The organism is Roseomonas sp. E05, assembly GCF_030063475.1.
Taxonomy (GTDB): Bacteria; Pseudomonadota; Alphaproteobacteria; order Acetobacterales; family Acetobacteraceae; genus Pseudoroseomonas.
This window is the reverse complement of record NZ_JASIRT010000039.1, coordinates 26,059-45,624: the sequence shown is the minus strand read 5'-3', so window position 1 is coordinate 45,624 and position 19,566 is coordinate 26,059. Positions and strand designations below refer to the sequence as shown.

General features: G+C 72.1%; 20 protein-coding genes. 15 read left to right on the top strand and 5 right to left on the bottom strand.

Translation table 11 applies throughout. The annotated features are described in order from the left end of the window. Positions 1–88 precede the first annotated feature (88 nt). The gene (locus QMO56_RS23725; protein ID WP_283529737.1) at positions 89–595 is read right to left on the bottom strand and encodes a winged helix-turn-helix domain-containing protein; all 507 of its coding nucleotides are present in this window, start codon (positions 593–595) and stop codon (positions 89–91) included. A gap of 171 nt (positions 596–766) precedes the next feature. Between QMO56_RS23725 and QMO56_RS23720 the strand changes: the two genes are divergently transcribed. The 5 genes from QMO56_RS23720 to QMO56_RS23700 all read left to right on the top strand — a co-directional run bounded on the left by QMO56_RS23720 (position 767) and on the right by QMO56_RS23700 (position 5,248). Further along, the gene (locus QMO56_RS23720; RefSeq protein ID WP_283529736.1) at positions 767–1,375 is read left to right on the top strand and encodes a transposase; all 609 of its coding nucleotides are present in this window, start codon (positions 767–769) and stop codon (positions 1,373–1,375) included. A gap of 47 nt (positions 1,376–1,422) precedes the next feature. Further along, positions 1,423–3,645, top strand: a complete 2,223-nt coding sequence (gene purL, locus QMO56_RS23715; protein WP_283529739.1) for a phosphoribosylformylglycinamidine synthase subunit PurL — start codon at positions 1,423–1,425, stop codon at positions 3,643–3,645. 39 nt (positions 3,646–3,684) lie between these two features. Next, entirely contained in the window at positions 3,685–3,921 is a 237-nt protein-coding gene (locus tag QMO56_RS23710; protein WP_283529735.1) for a BolA family protein, read from the top strand. A gap of 27 nt (positions 3,922–3,948) precedes the next feature. Beyond that, a complete protein-coding gene (gene grxD, locus QMO56_RS23705; RefSeq protein ID WP_283529733.1) occupies positions 3,949–4,287 on the top strand; it encodes a Grx4 family monothiol glutaredoxin in 339 nt (112 codons plus the stop codon). 154 nt (positions 4,288–4,441) lie between these two features. Next, positions 4,442–5,248: a hypothetical protein gene (locus tag QMO56_RS23700; RefSeq protein ID WP_283529732.1), complete on the top strand. Its 807-nt coding sequence runs from the start codon at positions 4,442–4,444 to the stop codon at positions 5,246–5,248. A gap of 85 nt (positions 5,249–5,333) precedes the next feature. Here QMO56_RS23700 and QMO56_RS23695 read toward each other — a convergent pair whose 3' ends face one another. Continuing rightward, positions 5,334–5,645 carry a putative quinol monooxygenase gene (locus tag QMO56_RS23695; protein WP_283529731.1) on the bottom strand — a complete coding sequence of 104 codons (312 nt, stop codon included), beginning with the start codon at positions 5,643–5,645 and terminating at the stop codon, positions 5,334–5,336. 250 nt (positions 5,646–5,895) lie between these two features. Between QMO56_RS23695 and QMO56_RS23690 the strand changes: the two genes are divergently transcribed. Continuing rightward, complete coding sequence (locus QMO56_RS23690; protein ID WP_283529730.1) at positions 5,896–7,095, top strand: PLP-dependent aspartate aminotransferase family protein; 1,200 nt, start codon at positions 5,896–5,898, stop codon at positions 7,093–7,095. A 6-nt stretch (positions 7,096–7,101) separates the two neighbouring features. Here QMO56_RS23690 and QMO56_RS23685 read toward each other — a convergent pair whose 3' ends face one another. Then, positions 7,102–8,577, bottom strand: coding sequence for a PLP-dependent aminotransferase family protein (locus QMO56_RS23685; protein ID WP_283529729.1), 1,476 nt, complete (start codon positions 8,575–8,577; stop codon positions 7,102–7,104). Positions 8,578–8,770: 193 nt separating this feature from the next. On the opposite strand from QMO56_RS23685, the gene QMO56_RS23680 reads away from it, so the two are divergent. From QMO56_RS23680 to pcaD, 9 genes are all read left to right on the top strand, one after another. Then, positions 8,771–9,100 (top strand): NIPSNAP family protein, encoded by a 330-nt coding sequence (locus QMO56_RS23680; protein ID WP_283529727.1) that lies wholly within the window; start codon positions 8,771–8,773, stop codon positions 9,098–9,100. 4 nt (positions 9,101–9,104) lie between these two features. Beyond that, the gene (locus tag QMO56_RS23675; protein ID WP_283529726.1) at positions 9,105–10,013 is read left to right on the top strand and encodes a xanthine dehydrogenase family protein subunit M; all 909 of its coding nucleotides are present in this window, start codon (positions 9,105–9,107) and stop codon (positions 10,011–10,013) included. Beyond that, positions 10,004–10,513: a (2Fe-2S)-binding protein gene (locus QMO56_RS23670; protein ID WP_283529725.1), complete on the top strand. Its 510-nt coding sequence runs from the start codon at positions 10,004–10,006 to the stop codon at positions 10,511–10,513. The genes QMO56_RS23675 and QMO56_RS23670 overlap by 10 nt, the downstream gene beginning before the upstream one ends. Further along, positions 10,510–12,927, top strand: coding sequence for a xanthine dehydrogenase family protein molybdopterin-binding subunit (locus QMO56_RS23665; RefSeq protein WP_283529724.1), 2,418 nt, complete (start codon positions 10,510–10,512; stop codon positions 12,925–12,927). Before QMO56_RS23670 ends, QMO56_RS23665 begins: the two co-directional genes overlap by 4 nt. Beyond that, positions 12,924–13,901 carry an amidohydrolase family protein gene (locus QMO56_RS23660; RefSeq protein ID WP_283529723.1) on the top strand — a complete coding sequence of 326 codons (978 nt, stop codon included), beginning with the start codon at positions 12,924–12,926 and terminating at the stop codon, positions 13,899–13,901. The genes QMO56_RS23665 and QMO56_RS23660 overlap by 4 nt, the downstream gene beginning before the upstream one ends. Positions 13,902–13,976: 75 nt before the next feature. Next, the gene (locus tag QMO56_RS23655; protein WP_283529722.1) at positions 13,977–14,999 is read left to right on the top strand and encodes an ABC transporter substrate-binding protein; all 1,023 of its coding nucleotides are present in this window, start codon (positions 13,977–13,979) and stop codon (positions 14,997–14,999) included. Positions 15,000–15,003: 4 nt separating this feature from the next. Further along, positions 15,004–15,816, top strand: coding sequence for an ABC transporter permease (locus QMO56_RS23650; protein ID WP_283529720.1), 813 nt, complete (start codon positions 15,004–15,006; stop codon positions 15,814–15,816). A 17-nt stretch (positions 15,817–15,833) separates the two neighbouring features. Further along, a complete protein-coding gene (locus QMO56_RS23645) occupies positions 15,834–16,619 on the top strand; it encodes an ABC transporter ATP-binding protein (protein WP_283529719.1) in 786 nt (261 codons plus the stop codon). 14 nt (positions 16,620–16,633) lie between these two features. Continuing rightward, positions 16,634–17,413 carry a 3-oxoadipate enol-lactonase gene (gene pcaD, locus QMO56_RS23640; protein ID WP_283529718.1) on the top strand — a complete coding sequence of 260 codons (780 nt, stop codon included), beginning with the start codon at positions 16,634–16,636 and terminating at the stop codon, positions 17,411–17,413. A gap of 249 nt (positions 17,414–17,662) precedes the next feature. On the opposite strand, the gene QMO56_RS23635 is transcribed toward pcaD, so the two are convergent. Together QMO56_RS23635 and QMO56_RS23630 are read right to left on the bottom strand one after the other, a co-directional pair. Then, on the bottom strand, positions 17,663–18,634 hold the full coding sequence (locus tag QMO56_RS23635) for a pirin family protein (protein WP_283529717.1): 972 nt from the start codon (positions 18,632–18,634) through the stop codon (positions 17,663–17,665). Positions 18,635–18,747: 113 nt separating this feature from the next. Further along, complete coding sequence (locus QMO56_RS23630) at positions 18,748–19,512, bottom strand: phosphocholine cytidylyltransferase family protein (RefSeq protein WP_283529716.1); 765 nt, start codon at positions 19,510–19,512, stop codon at positions 18,748–18,750. Positions 19,513–19,566 lie beyond the last annotated feature (54 nt).

Genomic DNA, 19,566 nt, shown 5'->3' with positions numbered 1-19,566 from the left:
CATCGCGCAACGCATCCGGGTCCGCGCTCATCCAGGCCAGCCTCCAAAAGCCAGCCTTGAATCACGCCCCGCTCAGCAGCGGAATCCCTCAGATCAGGAAATCGTCACCACCGCCTAGTACTCGCTGAAGAAGGTCGGCTTTAAGCGCTGAATGGATCAACGAGTGGGCAGCATCTATTTGCTCTTCAGGCGTTGCTTCCGAGGCGGTTGCAGCCTTGGCCACTGGTTGTTCCTCCTGACCAACCCCTCCACCGTTACCGTTGTAGAACGCAAGAAACGCAGGGTAGGTCTTGAGGAGATCAACATCTATCGCGGCTGGGTTGCGAGCCAGGAGCGCGTAGCCGGAACCGCTGGCCAGAAAGCGGCCACGGCCGGGACTTTCGATCAGCCCAGCCTTCGTCAGGTAGAATTTCGCCCAATGGATTCGATTATGCAGAAGCCGCTGCCGTCCGCTTGGCAGCATCTCGTCACGCTCAGTATCCGTAAGTGCAAAATCATTCGCGATCCGCTCTGCCATCTGAGGTACTCGTGTTTCACCCTCTGCCGCTATGCGCAGGACAGGCAACATGAGCGTCTGGTAATCTGGGACCGGCAAGGCATTATCCTCGAGGGCAGCTTTAGAACCGTAAGCAACTTTAACTTCCCTGTCAGCCCACTCACGTTTCTCTTGCAGTAGCCTTCTTGCGGGAAAGGTTAGGGGCACAAAAGTAAAGCCATTTTGTAGGAAAACTTGCCTATTCCCTCCCGCCCTGCTACACTCCCTCCTATGCGCCCTCTCCCCCATTCCCCCCGTCTGACGCCGCCCCGTCCCTGGTCCAGGCTCTCCGACTCGGAATGGGCGGCGCTCCTGCCTTATCTCCTGCACCGCTCCCCCCAGGGCCGCCCCATCCCGGAGTTGCGCGCGCGGATGGATGCCATCTTCCACATCGCCTGCACCCATGCCCCCTGGCGGGAGGTTCCGGGCGCCTATGGCAAGCCCGACACCATCGCGCGCTATTTCCGCCGTCTCACCCATGCCGGCCTCTGGCAGCGCCTGCTGGAGGCCCTGGCCGAGGCCGCCCCCGCCCATCCCCTGCGCGCCATCGAGTATTTCATCCTCCGCGCCGCCCGCCGCGCGCACCGCATCCTCGGCCATCGTTTTCTGCTGCTCATCCGCCGCATCGGCCTGCGCTCGGCCTTGCCCGGCCCGCCCTGGCTCCTGCCCGATCCCCTTTTGTCCGAAACCCTCGCCCGCCTGCCCTTCCCCCTGGGCCTGCTCGCCGGCCGCGCCCCGAAGTCCCGCTGCAAGGCCTGGTTTTCCAGCCTCTCCCGCCTCTTGCGGGATGCCGGCGGCCGCGCCCGCATCCCTCGTGTTGTGCGGCTGAGCTGGGCATGACCATTCCACCCCTGGACAAGCGCGCGCCGGATGCCGAAAAGCCCGGCATGTCCGCCCCCGCACGCCTCGCCCCCACCCCGCTGGCCCCGGAACGCGCCGCCCAGCTCGCCGCCGAGTTCGGCCTGAAGCCGGATGAGTTCGAGCGCGTGCTCGCCATCCTCGGCCGCGAACCTTCCCTCACCGAGCTCGGCATCTTCTCGGTGATGTGGTCCGAGCACTGCTCCTACAAGTCGAGCCGCGTCTGGCTCCGCCAGCTCCCCACCAAGGCCCCCTGGGTCATCCACGGCCCGGGCGAGAATGCCGGCGTGATCGATATCGGCGATGGCCTGGCCGCCATCTTCAAGATGGAGAGCCACAACCACCCGAGCTTCATTGAGCCCTACCAGGGCGCCGCCACCGGCGTCGGCGGCATCCTGCGGGATGTCTTCACCATGGGCGCCCGCCCCATCGCCAACCTGAACGCCCTGCGCTTCGGCTCGCCCGACCATCCCCGAACAAAGCACATCCTGGATGGCGTGGTGCGCGGCATCGGCGGCTACGGCAACTGCGTGGGCGTCCCCACCGTGGGCGGCGAGGTCAACTTCCACCCGAGCTACAACGGCAACCCGCTGGTCAACGCCATGACCGTCGGCATCGCCCCGAAGGACCGCATCTTCCTCAGCGCGGCCGCCGGCATCGGCAACCCCGTGGTCTATGTCGGCTCCAAGACCGGGCGGGACGGCATCCACGGCGCCACCATGGCCAGCACCGAGTTCACCGCGGATTCCGAGGAGAAGCGCCCCACCGTCCAGGTCGGCGACCCCTATGCGGAGAAGCTCCTCATCGAGGCCTGCCTGGAGCTGATGGCGACCGACGCCATCGTCGCCATCCAGGACATGGGCGCCGCCGGCCTGACCTCCTCCAGCGTCGAGATGGCCGGCAAGGGCGGCGTCGGCATCGAGCTGGAGCTGGACACCGTCCCCCAGCGCGAGACCGGCATGTCCGCCTATGAGATGATGCTCTCCGAGAGCCAGGAGCGCATGCTGCTCATCCTCAAGCCCGGCCGCGAGGCCGTGGCCGAGGCCATCTTCCGCAAGTGGGAGCTGGATTTCGCCGTCATCGGCCGCCTGACCGACACCGGCCACATCGTCATCCGCCACCAGGGCGCCGTCGAGGCCGACATCCCCCTCGCCCCCCTGGAATCCGAGGCCCCCCTCTACCACCGCCCCACGGCGGAAACCCCGAAGCAGCCCCTCCTCCCCCCGGACTCCGTCCCGAGCCCGATGGGCCTCGCCGAGGCGCTGCAAACCCTGATCGCCAGCCCCGACCTCTGCTCCCGCCGCTGGATCTGGGACCAGTATGACAGCACGGTGGGCGGCCAGACCGTGAAGCGCCCCGGCGCGGCGGACGCCGCCATCGTCAAGCTGGAGGACAGCCCCCGCGCCCTGGCCATGACCACCGACGTCACCCCCCGCTACTGCGCGGCGGACCCGGAGGAAGGCGGCAAGCAGGCGGTGGCTGAGGCCTGGCGCAACATCACCGCCACCGGCGCCAAGCCCCTCGCCATCACCGACAACATGAACTTCGGCAACCCCGAGAAGCCCGAGATCATGGGCCAGTTCGCCGCCGCCGTGCGCGGCATGGCGGCCGCCTGCACGGCGCTGGACTTCCCCGTCGTCTCCGGCAACGTCTCGCTCTACAACGAGACGGAGGGCAAGGGCATTCTCCCCACCCCCGCCATCGGCGGCGTCGGCGTGCTGGAGGATGCGCGCCAGGCGGTCGGCTACGCCCTCGCCTCCGGCCTGGACCTGGTCCTGATCGGCGAGACGGCCGGCCATCTCGGCCAGTCCCTCTGGCTGCGCGAGATCGCCGGCCGCGAGGAGGGCGCCCCCCCGCCGGTGGACCTCGCCGCCGAGCGCCGCAACGGCGACTTCGTCCGCGCCCAGATCCTGGCCGGCGCCGTGGCCGCCAGCCATGACGTCGCCGATGGCGGCCTGCTCGTCGCCCTGGCCGAGATGGCGATGGAGGGCGGCACCGGCGCCACCCTGGAGGCCGCGCCCGGCACCCTCCCCGCCCATGCCTACTGGTTCGGCGAGGACCAGGGCCGCTATGTCCTCGGCGTGCGCGATGCCGCCGCCCTGCTCGCCGCCGCCAGGGAGGCCGGCGTCCCTGCGGGGCGCATCGGCCGGACCGGCGGCGGGGCCTTGGTTCTGCCGGGGGCCGGGTCCATATCGGTGGACGACCTGCGGGCGGCGCACGAGCGCTTCCTGCCGGCGCTGATGGCCCGCTAGGCTGGCGCCGACGGAAACCGGAGCAAGGAGCAAGCGCGCATGGCCATGTCGGCTGCGGAGATCGAGGCCCTCATCAAGGCGGCCTTCCCCGATGCCAGGGTCACCATCGAGGACCTGGCCGGGGACGGCGACCACTATGCCGCGACCGTCATTTCCGAGGCGTTCCGCGGCCGCTCCCGCGTGCAGCAGCACCAGCTCGTCTACGCGGCCCTGCAGGGCCGCATGGGCGGCGCGCTGCACGCCCTCGCCCTGCAGACTTCCGCTCCCCCACAATAGCCCTTTCAAGGCTAAGGACAGGCACCCATGAGCAATCCCACCTTCGAGCGCATCCAGGCCGAGGTCACCGAGAACCCGGTCGTCCTCTACATGAAGGGCACCCCGGTCTTCCCGCAGTGCGGCTTCTCCGCGCGCGTCGTGCAGATCCTCAGCCACGTGGGCGTGCCCTTCAAGGGCGTGAACGTGCTGGAGGACATGGAGCTGCGCGAGGGTATCAAGGCCTACACCAACTGGCCGACCATCCCGCAGCTCTACGTCAAGGGCGAGTTCGTTGGCGGCTGCGACATCATCATGGAGATGTTCCAGAACGGCGAGCTGACCGCCCTGCTGGACGAGAAGGGCATTCCGCACGAGGCGGCGGCTTAAAGCCTTAGGGGGCCCTTTTCGCTTCCGGGGGGAATTTGCCTTCCCCCTTGCGGCGCCGGGCGTCCTGCCCAACCCTGGCGGAGCTGGTGCGTTGCTCAGCCGGCGCCCCTCCCCGGGGCGGCCCTATGCCACGCCTCGCTCCGGGAAGGGCCTGATGACACGCAACGATCTTCGCACCCTGCTCAACCTTGTGCTGCCGCTGGCGCAGCCGCTGGTCGGAGCCATGGCGCCGGTCTTCGGCATCGGCCACACCCAGGCGGAAATGTCCGCCCGCAGCGAGACGGCGGTGGTGCCGCAGGGCTATGCCTTCTCGATCTGGGGCCTGCTCTTCGCCCTCTCCATCGCCTGGGGCATCTGGCAGGTGCTGCCCGATGGCGGCAAGGACAGCCCGGCGGCGCGGCGCCTCGGCTGGCCGCTGGCCGTCGCCTTCGCCGCCTCCATCCTCTGGATGCTGCTTGCCCAGCTCACCGAGAACGGCTGGCACCTCGTGCTGGTCATCCTGGCGGTGCTGGGCGCCAGCCTCACCGCCTTCTTCATCAACCGCAACCTGGTCCACAGCGGCACCGCCCGGGGCTGGCCCGAGCGCTGGATCGTGCAGCCACTGGTGGGCATGCTGGCGGGCTGGGTCTCGGTCGCCGCCTTCGCCAACATCGCCGGGGCGGCGCTGGTCAGCGGTGCCATCCAGGTGGATGGCGCGGCGGGCACCCTGGCGGCGGTGCTGATCCTCCTCGCGGCCGGCGGCTTCACGCTCGGCGTGCTCTGGGCCGCGCATGGCTCGCCCTGGTATGCCGGCGCGGTCGCCTGGGCGCTGCTGGCGATCCTTTACGCCAATACCCTGGGGCGGGGCTTCAACCCGGCCGTTGCGGTGGTCGCGGGGGGGCTGATGATCGTCGTGCTGGCCATGGCCTGGCAGCGGATGCGCGCCCCTTCGGCCACGCCGCGCACCGCCCCCCCTGTGTAGCGGCCCGCCCGCAGCTTTCCCGCTGACGAGCAAGGCATATCATAGGAATAAAAACTTATCAAGCGCGGTGGCGCGCGCCTGTGCCTCAGGCCGCGGGGGAGAGCACGTGAATGACGCGGCTCGCGATCATCTCCTTCGTCTTCTCGGCATAGGCGGCCATGTGCGGGGCGGCGCCATGCGCCTTCAGCGCCTCCGGGCTTTCCCACTTCTCGATCACCACGAAGGTGTCGGGGCCGAAGGGGGTCTGAATGCGGCCCATGCCCTCAGCATCGGTCGCGGGGCCGTATTCGATGCAGCCCTGCTCCGCATGGACGGCCGGCATGTTGGCGCGGAACTCCTTCAGCACGGCCTCCCGCATGCCCGGCTTGGCGGTGATGATGGCGATGACATGGATCACGCAGGACGCTCCTCGGCTCGGCGCCGGCCCCGGCTGGCCGGGGCGTCGCGGCGCTGGTTCTTCTGCGCCGCAAGGCTAGGCGGATTGCCGGCCCCTGCCAATCGGCGGCGAAAAAGATCGGGGGGAAAGAATTCCCCCCGAGCCCCCCATCTTCTTTCTGCCTGTTGGCAAAACTCGAAGAAAAAAGATGGGGGTCTGGGGGAATTCCTTCCCCCGGCCTTGTTGGATGCCGCAAAGGCAAGGAGGATCCATGGCAGAAAAACTGGCCCCCGCGACCCTGGCGCTCCATGCCGGCGAGACGGAACGGCGCCCTGGCGCGCCTGTCACCGCGTCGCCGCAACTCGCCGCCAGCTTCTTCACGCATCCGGACGCCATCGGCTTCTCGGCCAACGACCTCGCGGAGAATGCCCCGCACTTCTACACCCGCTGGAGCAATCCGACGGCCGACAGCCTGGAGCGCACCCTCGCGGCGCTGGAGGGCGGCGAGGCGGCGGTCAGCTTCGCCAGCGGCATGGCGGCGGTCAGCGCACTGTTCCTGGACCGGCTCGCCGCCGGCGACCACCTGCTGCTGTCGGATGTCTGCTACGCCGGCGTGGCCGAGCTGGCGCAGGACATCCTGCCGCGGCACGGCATCGCCGCCACGCTGGTGGACACCGCCGACCCCGCGGCGGTGGAGGCCGCCCTGCGGCCGAACACGCGGCTGGTGCATGTCGAGACGCCGGCCAACCCGATCCTGAAGCTGACCGACATCGCCGCCGTCGCCGCCATCGCACATGCGGGCGGGGCGGAGTTGTCGGTTGATTCCACCATCGCCACGCCGTTTGGCACCCGGCCGCTGGCGCTCGGCGCCGACTATGTCGTGCACTCGCTGACGAAATACATCTCCGGCCATGGCGATGCGCTGGGGGGTGCCGTCATCGGCGGCGCGGCGCGGATGGCGGCGCTGCGCCGGCAGGGGCTGATCCATCTCGGCGGTGCGCTCGCGCCCTTCAACGCCTGGCTCTCCCTCCGCGGGCTGGAGACGCTGGCGCCGCGCATGGCGCTGCACGAGGCGAACGCACGCAGGCTCGAAGCCTTCCTGGCGGAGCACCCGAAGGTCCGCTCGGTGCTCTGGCCGGGCTCGCCACGCCACCCGCAGCATGCGCTGGCGCGGCGGCAGATGCGGAACTTCTCGGGGCTGCTGGCCTTCTCCGCGCGCAGCGGCAGCGGGGCGCTCGCGGCGCGGCTGGCGGAGCGGCTCAGGGTCATCTCCTACGCCGTCTCGCTCGGCAAGACGAAGAGCCTGCTGTTCTACATCCCGACCGACGACCTGCTGCGCGCCTCCTTCCGCCTGCGCGGCGCGCAGGAGGCGGCCTACCGGGACTGGGCGGGCGAAGGCGTGTTCCGCTTCTCGGCCGGGCTGGAGGATGCCGATGACCTGATCGCCGACCTCGCGCAGGCGCTGGGCTGAGATCCGTCAGACCAGCGCCCGCTCGCTGCCGCGGTCGAGAATGGCGGCCAGCACGGCCAGCGCCTCGCGCAGGTCGGCGGTGCGTTCCAGCGCGCCGAGGCAGAGGCGCAGGCCGCGCGGCGGCGGCGCACCGGGCGCCTCGGTGGGCAGGGCGAGGACGACGCCGCGGCCCGCCGCCTCGGCCACCAGCTCGGCCGGCGGGCGGGCCAGCGGCAGCCAGAGGTGGAAGGCCGGCGGCGTTGGCGGCGGCAGCACGGAGCCGAGCACCTCGCGCGCCAGGTTCCAGCGCTCGGCGGCAATCTCCCGCTTGCGCGCGGCGAGGCGCGCCACCTCGCCGCCGCGCAACAGGTGGGAGCCGATGGCGGCGGTCAGTGGCGAGGCCATCCAGCCGGTGCTGCGCAGTGCCGCGCTGGCACGGGCGCAGAAGGCCGGCGGCACCCCGAGCGCGCCGATCCGCAACCCGGGCGCGACGCATTTGGCCAGGCTGTCGACATAGAACACCCGCTCCGGCGCCAGGGCCGCCAGCGGCGGCGTGCCGGGAGCAAGGAAGGCATAGACGTCGTCCTCGATGGCCAGCGCCTCATGCCGGCGCAGCACGGCGGCGATGGCACGACGCCGCGCCAGCGGCATCACCGTGCCGGTCGGCGTCTGCAGCGTCGGCATGCAGTAGAGCAGGCGCGCGCCGGTCTCGGTGAAGGCGGCGTCCAGCGCCTCCGGCACCAGCCCTTCGGCGTCGATGGCGACGCCGTGCAGGCGGTGGCCGAGTTTCTCCGCAAGGCCGACGATGCCGGGGAAGGTGACGGCCTCGGTGAGCAGCACGCCGCCCGGCGCCTGAACGCCCAGGCTCTGCACTCCCTGCGGCTGCGCCGCCATCATCGCGACGGCGATGGCATGCTGCGCGCCGTTGCAGAGCATCACCTGCTCCACCGGCAGCGCCAGCCCGCTCACGGCGGCGATCCAGGCGGCGAAGTCGGCGCGGTGGGCGGGCAGGCCGGCATGGGGGAGGTAGCCGGTCAGTGCCGCGATGGCGCCGCTGCGCGCCACGGCCGCCATCGCCTCGGCCAGCACGGCGGCCTCATCCTCCAGCGGCGGCGCGTTCAGCCCCATGTCCAGCGGCCGCAGCGGCAGGCGCGCGGGAAGTTGCGCCACGGTGCCGCGTGAGGATGCCGCGGGCGGCAGGTTGACGAAGGTGCCGCGCCCGACCGCGCCAGTGACGAGGCCGCGCCGCTCCGCCTCGGCATAGGCCTTGGCGACCGTGCCGACCGCCAGGCCCAGGCGCTGCGCCATCTCGCGCTGCGGCAGCAGCCGGCTGCCCTGCGGCACGTGGCCGGCGGCGATGTCCTGCGCCAGCGCCTCGACGATGGCGAGGTAGTGCGGCCCCTGCTGGGGCAGCAGGCGCGGCATCCAGTGCGGCGCCTCGGCGGGCATGGGGAGAGGTTCGGCGAGATGGGGAGCGCGGGCGGAGGAGGCGGATTGCACCATGCGGACGGTCTAAACGGCCGTGCCGCAGCGTGCAACAATGATGCATTGCACCAATCCAGACTGTGACAAGATTGATGATTGGCATAGTTCGATCATTGACAGGCATGGGTCATTCCGCCAGCCTCAGCCCGGGAACGTCGAACATCGCCCGGCAAGGGCGGGTCGCCCGGCCGAGCCGGGACCAAGGAGGACCATGCGCTACGAACTCCGCATCTATGAGCCGCAGGAGGGCCGCGCCGAGGCCCTGCGCCAGCGCTTCGAGCAGCATGTGCTGCGCATCTTCCCGCGCCATGGCATCGAGGTGGTGGGCGTCTTCGCGCCCGAGCCGGCCGACGGGCGGCTCTGCTATCTCACCCGCTTCCCCGATGGGGCCGCCAGCGAGGCCGCCTGGGCCCGCTTCAACGCCGATGCCGAGTGGCGCGACATCAAGGCCGCCAGCGAGCGCGAGGCCGGCGGGCCGCTGATGAAGGCGCAGAGCGTGACGGTGCTCGCCGCGCTGCGCCCCGAGCTGGCGCTGGGCTGAGCCGATGAAGGCGGCGCCCTTCGAATACCGCCGCGCCGGCTCGGTCGAGGAGGCCTGCGCCCTGCTGGCCGAGGACCCCGAGGCGCGGCTGCTGGCCGGCGGGCAGACGCTGATCCCGATGCTGGCCATGCGGCTGGCGCGGCCGACGCGGCTGATCGACATCCTGCGCGTGCCGGGGCTCGACGCCATCGCGCGCGCCGACGGGCAGATCCGGCTCGGCGCCACGGCGCGGCAGGCGGCGGTGGAGCGCAGCGCGCTGGTGGCCGAGGAACTGCCGCTGCTGGCCCGCGCCCTGCCCTGGGTCGGCCATGCGCCGACGCGGCGGCGCGGCACCATCGGCGGCTCGATCGCCAATGCCGACCCTTCGGCCGAGATCGGGCTGGTGGCGGTGACGCTGGACGCCGAGGTGCTGGTGGCCGGCGGGCCGGCGGAGGCCATTCCGGCGGGGGCGTTCTTCCTCTCCGCCATGGTCACGGCACTGCCGGCGGGGGCGATGGTCACCGGGTTGCGCTTTCCCCGCCGCACGGAGCGCGCGCGCACCGGCTTCGGCTTCCAGGAGATCAGCGCCCGCCGCAGCGACTATGCGCTCGCCGCCGCCGCCGCGCTGCTGCGGCTGGATGCGGAAGGGAACTGCGCCGAGATCGCCCTTGGCATCGGCGGGATGGGCGAGGTGCCGGTGCGGGTGCGGCTGGAGGGATTGCTCGGCCGGGCGCCGGAGCCGGAGGTGCTGCGCATGGCGGTGGAGGCGGCGCTGGCGCCGCTGCCGGCGCTGGAGGATGCCCGGACCAGCGGCGCCTATCGCCGCCGCGCCGCCGCCGCCCTGGCCTGCCGCGCGCTGGCCGAGGCGGCGGAGGGCGCGCGGCGCGACGCCTGGGCGAATGCCCCGACCGGGGAGGTGAAGCGATGGAACTGACTCTGACGGTGAACGGCCGCGCCCGGCGGGTGCAGGTCGAGGACCGCTGCACCCTGCTCGACTGCCTGCGCGAGACGCTGCGGCTGACCGGCACCCGCGCCGGCTGCGAGCATGGCGTCTGCGGCACCTGCACGGTGCTGCTGGACGGCGAGCCGGTGCGCTCCTGCCTGGTGCTGGCGGCGCAGGCCGAGGGCTCGGCCGTCACCACCATCGAGGGGGTGGCGCCGGCGCCGGGCGAGCTTTCCGTGGTGCAGGACGCCTTCTGCGAGGCGCATGGCATGCAGTGCGGCTACTGCACGCCGGGCATGGTGCTGACCGCCGAGGCGCTGCTGGCCGGCAACCCGGCGCCGACGCGCGAGGAGATCGTCGAGGCGATCTCCGGCAATCTCTGCCGCTGCACCGGCTATGGGCAGATCGTCGAGGCGGTCGAGCTGGCGGCGGTGCGGCTGCGCAGCGCCAATACGCGGCCCGCGGCGGCACGGATGGAGCCGGCGAAGTGAACGCGCCCGCCACCGCCCCCCTGCGCGGCCCCTTCCGCTATGTCGGCAAGAAGCGGCGCGTGCGCGAGGACCGCCGCTTCGCCACCGGCGACGGCCACTACGCCGCCGATGTCGCGCTGCCCGGCATGCTGCATGCGGTGCCGCTGCAATCCGAGTATCCGGCGGCACGCATCGTCGCGATCGACGCCTCCGCCGCCCTCGCCCTGCCGGGCGTGCGCGCGGTGCTGACCGGCGCCGAGCTGGCCGCCGCCATCGAGCCGCTGATGAACGGTGCCCATGCGCCGCTGGTGCGCCGCTATCCGCTGGCGGTCGGCCAGGTGCGCTATGCCGGCGAGTGGGTGGCGGTGGTCGTCGCCGAGAGCCGCGCCATCGCCGAGGATGCGCGCGAGCTGATCGCGGTGGAGTACGCACCGCTGCCCTTCGTGCTGGATGGCGAGGCGGCGCTCGACCCGGCCTCGCCGCCGGTGCATCCGGACCATGGCTCGAACGTTTTGCTCGACCGCCATTTCGTCTGGGGCGAGGTGGATGCGGCCTTCGCCGCGGCGCCGCGCCGCCTCGCCTACCGCGTGGTCTGGGGGCGCAGCTCCACCGTGCCGCTGGAGACCTTCGGCGTCACCGCGCGCTGGGACCACGGGCTGGAACTGCTGGACGTCTGGGCGTCGATCCAGATGCCGAAATTCCCCGACCAGATCGCCCGCGCGCTGCGCCTGCCCGGCAATGCCGTGCGCGTGCACCACGACATCGACGTGGGCGGCAGCTACGGCGTGAAGCGCGGCATCAAGCATGCGGTGCTGGTCGGGCATCTGGCGCGGCTGCTGGATGCGCCGGTGCGGCTGCTGGAGGACCGGCTGGAGAACATGACCGGCGGCGACATGCAGGGGCCGGAACGCATCTTCGACGTGCAGCTGGCCTTCGAGGAGGACGGGCGCGTGCGGGCGATGCGGATGCGCGCGCTCGACAATGTCGGCGCCTATGCCGGGCGCTCGCCCTTCCAGCTCGGCAAGCCGATCGGCGCCATCGTCGGCCCCTATGCGATCGGGGCGGTGGCCTATCACGCGCTCGCCGTCACCTCGAACAAGACGCCGCAGGAGGCGGTGCGCGGCTTCGGCCAGGCGCCGACCAACTACGCGCTGGAGACCGGCATCGACCGCGTCGCCGAGGCGCTGGGGCTGGACCGGCTGGAGGTGCGACGGCGCAATTTCATCCGGGCCGAGCAGTTCCCCTACACCATTCCCTCCGGCACCACCTATGACAGCGGCGACTACCATGCGCTGCTCGGCAAGGCGGTGGCGGCGGCCGAGGCGGCCGGCATCTTCGCCGAGCGCGACCGGCTGCGGGCCGCGGGGATGCTGGCGGGCATCGGCGTCGCGACCGTGCTGGAACCCTCGGGCGGCAACTCCTCCTTCGAGCCGCTGCTCAACCCGCACAACCGCACCACCACCTGGATGGATTCCTGCCGCGTGACGGTGGACGCGACCGGCGCCGTCACCGCCACGCTGCACACCACCAGCGCCGGGCAGGCGCATGAGACGCTGGTGGCGGTGGCGGTGGCCGAGGTGCTGGAGATCGACCCCGAGCGCATCCGCGTGGTGCGACCGGACAGCCTGGGCAGCCTGCCCAGCAACTCGCCGGTCGGCAGCCGCATGGCGATCATGCTGGGTGGCGCGGCGGTGGAGGCGGCGCGGCGGCTGAAGGCGCAGCTGATGGCCATCGCCGCGCATGACCTCGGGGTGGCGGAGGGGGCGTTGGCCTATGAGGGCGGCCGCGTCGCCGCGCCGGACAGGCGGGCGCTGGACTGGGCCGAGCTGGTGCAGATCGCGCATCGCGAGTTCTTCCGCCTGCCGCCGGGCAGCGAGCCCGGCCTGGCCGCCAGCGCCATCTACCAGGTGCCCACCGGCGGGCAGTTGCCGACCGCGGACGGGCGGGTGCACATGTACCCCTGCCACTCCGCCGAGTGCCACCTGGTGCTGGTGGCGATCGACCCGGTGCTGGGCAAGCCGGAGATCCGCCGATGGATCACCGGGCATGACTGCGGCACGGTGATCAGCCCGGACGTGGTGCGCGGCATGACGCTGGGCGGCATCGCCCACGGCATCGGCGCGGCGCTGCTGGAGGAGTTCACCTACGACCGCGAGACCGGCCAGCCGACCGCCGCCAGCTTCATGGATTACCCGATGCCCTCGGCGCATGAGGTGCCGGAGGTGGAGATCGTCCACCAGTGCACGCCCTCGCCGCTCACCGTCTTCGGCCAGAAGGGCAGCGGCGAGAGCGGCTATCTCGGCGGCCCGGCCGCCCTCGCCTCGGCGGTGAACGACGCGCTGCGGCCGCTCGGCCTGCATATCGACCGGCTGCCGATGCGGCCGGCCGCGATCTCCGACGCCATCGCCGACACGACCACGCAGGAGACAGCATGATCATCGACTGCCACGCCCATCTGGTGCCGCCCCCGCTGCTGGAGGAGGTGCGCGGCCGCGCCGCCGAGTTCCCCAGCCTGCGGCTGGTGGAATCCGGGCCCGGCTTCGGCTTCTCCTTCGCCGGCAGCAAGCCGACGCGGCCGGTGGGCAAGCCGCTGCTCGACATCGCCGCGCGGCGCGAGTGGATGGCGAAGCAGGGCATCGACCGGCAGGTGGTCGGCGGCTGGCTCGACATGTACGGCTATGAGCTGCCAGCCAAGGAAGGCGCCGCCTGGTCGCGGCTGATCAACCGCCATCTCGTCGCCGCCGCCGAGGCCGACCGCCACTTCGTGCCGCTCGGCACCGTGCCGCTGCAGGACGGCGCCGCCGCCGCCGAGGTGCTGGAGGAGGCCATGGCCGCCGGCTGCCCGGGCGTGATGATCGGCACCCAGCCCAAGGGCACCGGCGGCGTGCTGGACGACCCCGCACTCGCGCCCTTCTGGGAGGCGGCGGACCGGCTGAAGGCGGTGGTCTTCATCCATCCGGTCTTCGAGAGCGGCGACGACCGCGTGCATGACTACGGCATGGCCAATGCGGTCGGCCGCGTGACCGACACGATGATCGCCGTGGCGCGGCTGCTCTATGCCGGGCACCCGCTGCGCTACGCGAGGGCGCGCATCGTCGCCTCGGTGGGCGGCGCCGGGCTGCCGATGGTGCTGGGGCGGCTGAAGCGCAACCACGCGCTGGACGCCTCGCTGGCCGATCCGGAGGCGAACCTGCGCGCGCTGTGGTTCGACACCATCCTGCACGACCCGCGCGCGCTGCGCTTCGCCGCCGAGGTGGTGGGGGCGGAGCGGCTGATGCTGGGCTCCGACATGCCCTTCCCGATCGGCGACCTGGCGCCGCGCGCGATCATCGCGGCGGCGGGCTTCGAGGGCGCGGAGCGCGCGGCGATGGAGACGGGCACGGCGGCGGCGCTGTTCCGCATCGGCTGAGGCCGCCGCGCCGAAGCCCCGCGCAGAGGGGGCACGGCCGCGGCGGGTTGGAAACGGAACGAGGAGGGCGCGTCCATGGACGCAAACAGGTTTTCCAGGCGTGGTGTCATCGCCGGCGGCGCGGGGCTCGCGCTGCTCGGGTCCCTGGCGCGGCCGGCGCTGGCCCAGGGGGGAGGCCAAGGGGGAGGCCAGGGGGCGGCGCGGAAGCTGCGCATCGCCGTCTTCGGCGCGCCCTCGCTCGGCGCCTTCCTGCCGCCGGTGATCAAGGAACGCGGGCTGGACGCGAAACAGGGGCTCGACATCGACTTCGTCGAGCGCACGCCGGACGCCTATGCCACGCAGTTCAACACCGGCGAGTTCCAGCTCGGCGGCTCGGCGGCGCCGCTGACCATCGGGCTCGCCGAGCAGCGCGGCATCAAGCCGGTCTATCTGCTGAACCTGTTCGACTACTGGGGCGCCGCGGTGACCAACCGCGAGGCCATCCGGACGCTGAAGGACCTGGAGGGGCAGGACCTCGCCGCCGCGCGCGGCACCACGAACTACGCGATGTTCGCCTGGTTCGCCCGCCGCCAGGGCGCCGACCCCGACAAGTTCCGCGTGGTCAATACCGCGCCGCCGGGGCTCGTCGCCTATGCCATGGCCGACCGCGCCGCGGCGGTGCAGCTCTGGGAGCCGGCCTATACGCTGCTGAAGGCGCGCAAGCCCTCGATCCGCATGCTCGACCTCGGCATCGCGAAGAACTGGCAGGACTTCGCCGGCAGCGCGCAGATCCCCTATCTCGGCCTCGCCGCGCACCAGGAGTGGGTGGCCTCCAACAAGCCGCTGGTGCCGAAGCTGCACGCGATGTACCGCGAGGCCGCCGAATGGCTGCTGGCCAACCCGGACGAGGGCGCGCGGCTCGCCGCCGGGCGCGGCGGCGCCGACGAGCAGAAGGCGCTGGCGGATCTGATCCGCAACAACGAGCGGCTCGGCCTCAACGTCCGCATGGCCGGCAGCATCCGCAAGGAGATCGAGGCGGTCTACCGCGCCGGCCAGGAGGTCGGTCTGCTGCCCGGCCTGCCCTCGGGCGCCACCATCCATGACGGTCAGGAGAGCTGAGACGATGGCCAGCGGAACCGCCCCCGCCCCTCGCCTGCCCGGCCTGTCGGCGGCGGGGTCCTTCGGCCGCGCCGCGCTGACGGTGCTGCCCTTCCTGACGCTCGCCGCGCTCTGGCAGGCCGGCTCGACGGTGCTGCCGCCCTACCTGCTGCCGCCGGTGACGGAGATCCTCGGCCGGGCGGCGACCATCCTCACCACCGGCGAGCTGCTCGGCGAGGTGCTGGCCACCGTGGCGCGCACCCTGGGCGGGCTGGCCGGGGCCTTCCTGCTCGGTGGCCTGCTGGCGGCGCTGATGGGCCGCTCGCGCCTGACGGCGCGGCTGCTCTCGCCGCTGCTGACCTTCCTGCAGGGCATCCCGGCGCTCTCCTGGGTGGTCTTCGCGGTGATCTGGTTCCGCGGCACCGAGGTGCGGATCTTCTTCATCATGCTGGTGACGACGCTGCCGGCCTTCACCTTCCAGCTGCTCGACGCCTACCGCTCGATCCCGCGCGACCTCGCGGAGATGGTCGCCTCCTTCCGGCCGCGCCGCTGGCAGATGTTCTCCCGGCTGGTCTGGCCGGCGGTGCTGCCGGGCATCCTGACGGCCTGGAAGGTGAATCTGGGCAATGCCTCGCGCGTCGTCGTGGTGGCCGAGCTGGTGGGGGCGACGGGCGGCGTCGGCTACGAGCTGCTGCAACAGCAGCAGTTGTTCGACATGGCGGGCGCCATGGCCTGGACGCTGCAGCTCGTGCTGTTCGTGCTGCTGGTGCAATGGGCGATCAGCGCCATCGAGGCCGCCGCCTTCCGCTACCGTGCCGTGTCGGAGCGCGCGCTGTGAGCGCGGGGGGAGTGGCCATGCCGGAGGTGTTCGACCAGGCGCCGCCTGCGAGGCAGGCAGGCCCGGCGGAGATCCGCTTCGAGGGTGTCTCGAAATGGTATGGCGGCAGCCGCGAGAGCGGCTTCCTGGCGGTGGACGCGGTGGACCTGGAGGTGCGGCGCGGCGAGCTGGTGGCGCTGCTCGGCAAGACCGGCTGCGGCAAGTCCACGCTGTTCAACATGATCGCCGGGCTGCAGGCGCCCTCGGCCGGCACGCTGCGGGTGCAGGGGCACGACCCGTTCCGCGACTTCGCCGCGCTGCGCGGGCACATCTCCATCGTCTTCCAGAACGACCGGCTGCTGCCCTGGCGCAACGCGCTGGACAACGCCGCCTTCGGCCTGGAGATGATGGACGTGCCGAAGGCCGAACGGCACGCGAAGGCGCGGCACTGGCTGGCGCGGCTCGGCCTGCACGGGCACGAGGCGGACTATCCGCACGCGCTCTCCGGCGGCATGCGGCAGCGCGTCGCCATCGCCCGCGCCTTCGCCACCGAGGCGCCGATCATGCTCTGCGACGAGCCCTTCTCGGCGCTGGACGAGATCACCGCCTCGCGGCTGCGCGGCGAGTTCTCCGAGCTGGTGCGCGAGACCGGGCGGACGGCGGTGTTCATCACCCATTCGATCGGCGAGGCGCTGGAGATCGGCAGCCGCATCGTGGTGCTGCAACGGCCGGCGCGCATCGCCTACGAGGCGACCATGGCCGGCGCCGGCGAGGCGGAGCGGACGCAGATCCGCGCCCGCATCCGCGAGACGCTGGCGCTGTAAGGGAAGGACGGCCGATGTTCCGACGCATCCGCGATCTCGACATGCATTTCCAGGTCGCCGGGCCGGAGGAGGCGCCCGTGCTGCTGATGCTGCACTCGCTCGGCACCGGGCTGCAGGTGTGGGACGCGCCGGCGGCGGCGCTGGCCGGCCGCTTCCGCGTGCTGCGGCCCGACCTGCGCGGGCACGGGCTGACCTCGGTGCCGCCCGGCCCCTACCGCATCGAGCAGATGGCGGCGGACGTGCTGGCGCTGCTCGACGACCTCCGCATCGGGGCGGCGCATGTGGCCGGGCTCTCGATCGGCGGGCTGGTGGCGCAGACGATGGCGGCGCAGGCGCCGGAGCGGGTGACGAGCCTGGTGCTCTGCGATACCGCCCTGGCGATTCCGCCCGTCGAGCTCTGGCACCAGCGCGCGGCGCTGGCCCGGCGGGAGGGGATGGAGCCGCTGGTGGAGCCGGTCTGCGCCCGCTGGGTGACGCCGGGCTTCCAGGGCACGCCGGAAGCGGCCGGGCTGCGCGCCATGCTGCGCCGCACGGCGCCCGAGGGCTATGCCGGCGCCGCCGAGGCGATTGCCGCCTGCGACCTTTCGGGCGTGACGCCCGGCATTCGCTGCCCGGCACTGGTGCTGGTGGGCGAAGAGGACCAGGCGACGCCGGTGGCCGCCGCCGAGGCGCTGCGCGACGCCATCCCCGGCGCCCGGCTGGTGGTGCTGCCGGGGCTGGCGCATCTGCCCCTGGCGGAGCGGCCGGAGGCGGTGCTCGCGCCGATGCGGGACTTTCTGGAGGCCGCCGCCTGAGGCCTGTCCTCACTTCTGCCCCGGGACAGGACCGGGGGAGAATGAATTCTCCCCCGGAGCCCCCTCTTCTTTCTTTTCTATCAGTTCGTTGTGCGGGCTGCATGCGCTCACGCCGGGGCTGAAGCAGCCCCGGCGGCGACCACCGCCAGAGCAGCCCAGGATGACGTCGCCTCAGGCAGAACCCGGAAACCGAGAGAAGAAGGAGGGAGTCCGGAGGGGCAGCGCCCCTCCTGGCCGCGGCACGGCGGCTCAGCTCGTCGGCGAGCCTGCCGCGGTGGCCTGGGTGCCGGCGCGGAGGCGGATGCGCTCCTCCGGCAGCGGGATGAACTCCTTGTCGTCGCCCGGGACCAGGGCGAAGCGGCCGGCCTTCCAGTCCGCCTTGGCCTGCTCGATGCGCTCGCGCGAGGAGGCGACGAAGTTCCAGAACAGGTAGCGCGGCCCGTCCATCACCGCGCCGCCGAGCAGCAGCAGCCGCGCGCCCCAGGGGCCGGCCCGCAGCGCCAGGGCGTCGCCGGCGCGGAAGACCAGCATGCGGCCGGGGGCGAAGCGCTCGCCGGCGACCTCCACCTCCCCCTCCAGCACATAGGCCGCCCGCTCCTCGTGGTGGTCCGGCAAAGGCAGGGCGGCGCCGGGGGCGAGGGTGGCGTCGGCGTAGAACAGGTCGGAGGAGGTGGCGACGGGCGCGCGGGCGCCCCAGCCCTCGCCGGCGATCAGGCGCAGCCGGGTGCCGCCATCCTCCAGCACCGGCAGGCTGGCCGCCGCGTGGTGGGCGAAGGCAGGAGCGGTCTCCTCGGTGCGCTTCGGCAGCGCCACCCAGGACTGGATGCCGAAGAGGCGGCTGCCGCTCTGGCGGAGTTCGGCGCCGGTGCGCTCGGAATGCGCGATGCCGCGCCCCGCCGTCATCCAGTTGACGTCGCCCGGCACGATCGGCTGGTCGGAGCCGAGGCTGTCGCGGTGCTGGATGGCGCCCTCGAACAGGTAGGTGACGGTGGAGAGGCCGATATGCGGGTGCGGCCGCACGTCCAGGCCCTTGCCGGCCAGGAACTCGCCCGGCCCCATCTGGTCGAAGAAGATGAAGGGGCCGACCATCTGCCGCCCCCGCGCCGGCAGGGCCCGCCGCACCTCGAAGCCGCCGACGTCGTGCGCCCGGGGGAGGATCACCTGCTCCAGGCCCTCCGGCATCGGCACCAGCGCATCCGCAGGGTCGTTCTCGACGCTCATGCCGCCCTCCATCAATGATGGGCTGCACTCTCGGGGATGCGGCCCGCCCCCGGCAAGGGGAAGGGCTGCGGCATCCCTCACTTCGGCGGGACGGTGCGCGCGGCGGCGGCGCCTCAGGGCGGAGCGGCCTCCGCCAGCCGCGGCAGGATCTCCTCCCGCGCGCGGGTGACGTCCTCAGGGAAGTCGATCTCCGTCCAGGGCAGCGCGGTGATGTCCACCGCGCGGAAGCGCGCCGGCTCGGCGAGGATCAGGTCGCGGATGGCCTCCTCGTATTCCACCTGCCGGCGCCCGGCCGCGAGATAGGCCTCGCAGCGGTCGGCCAGGGCGGCCGCCGTCGCGGCGGTGAAACGGAAGAAGCCGACCGACTCGCCGTGCCGGTCATGCGCATGCTCCGGCTGCTTGCGGAAATCGACGATGGTGTCGCCGCGCAGGCAGATCTTCACCGGCTCGTCGCCCGGCTCGATCTCGCGGTCGAGCAGCAGGAGGTTCTCGTCCGGCCCCTCCGCCAGCGGCGCGAGGATGCGCGGGTCGTAGAGCACGTCGCCATCCATCAGCAGCAGCGGATGACCGGCGCGCAGCGTCTCCGCCTGAACCGCGAGGGAAACCAGGCTGCCCTCGCGGTAGTGCGGGTTCTCGACGAAGCGCACGCGGCCCGGCCAGTTCAGCCGCGCCACCTCCGCCTCGATCAGCGCGCGCTGATGGCCGACGGTGATGCTCACCTCCGCCACGCCGTGCAGGCCGAGCGCCGCCAGGTGCCGCGCGAGCAGGGTCTGCCCGCCGAACTCCAGCAGGATCTTCGGCCGGTCGTCGGCGGCGCCGAGGCGGCGGCCGATGCCGGCCGCCAGGATGATCGCGGAAGCGGGGCGCAATGCCGTCAAGCCGGAAATATCCCGATGCTGGTCTCCGTGTTCCGTGAAGCTAGGGTGACAGTT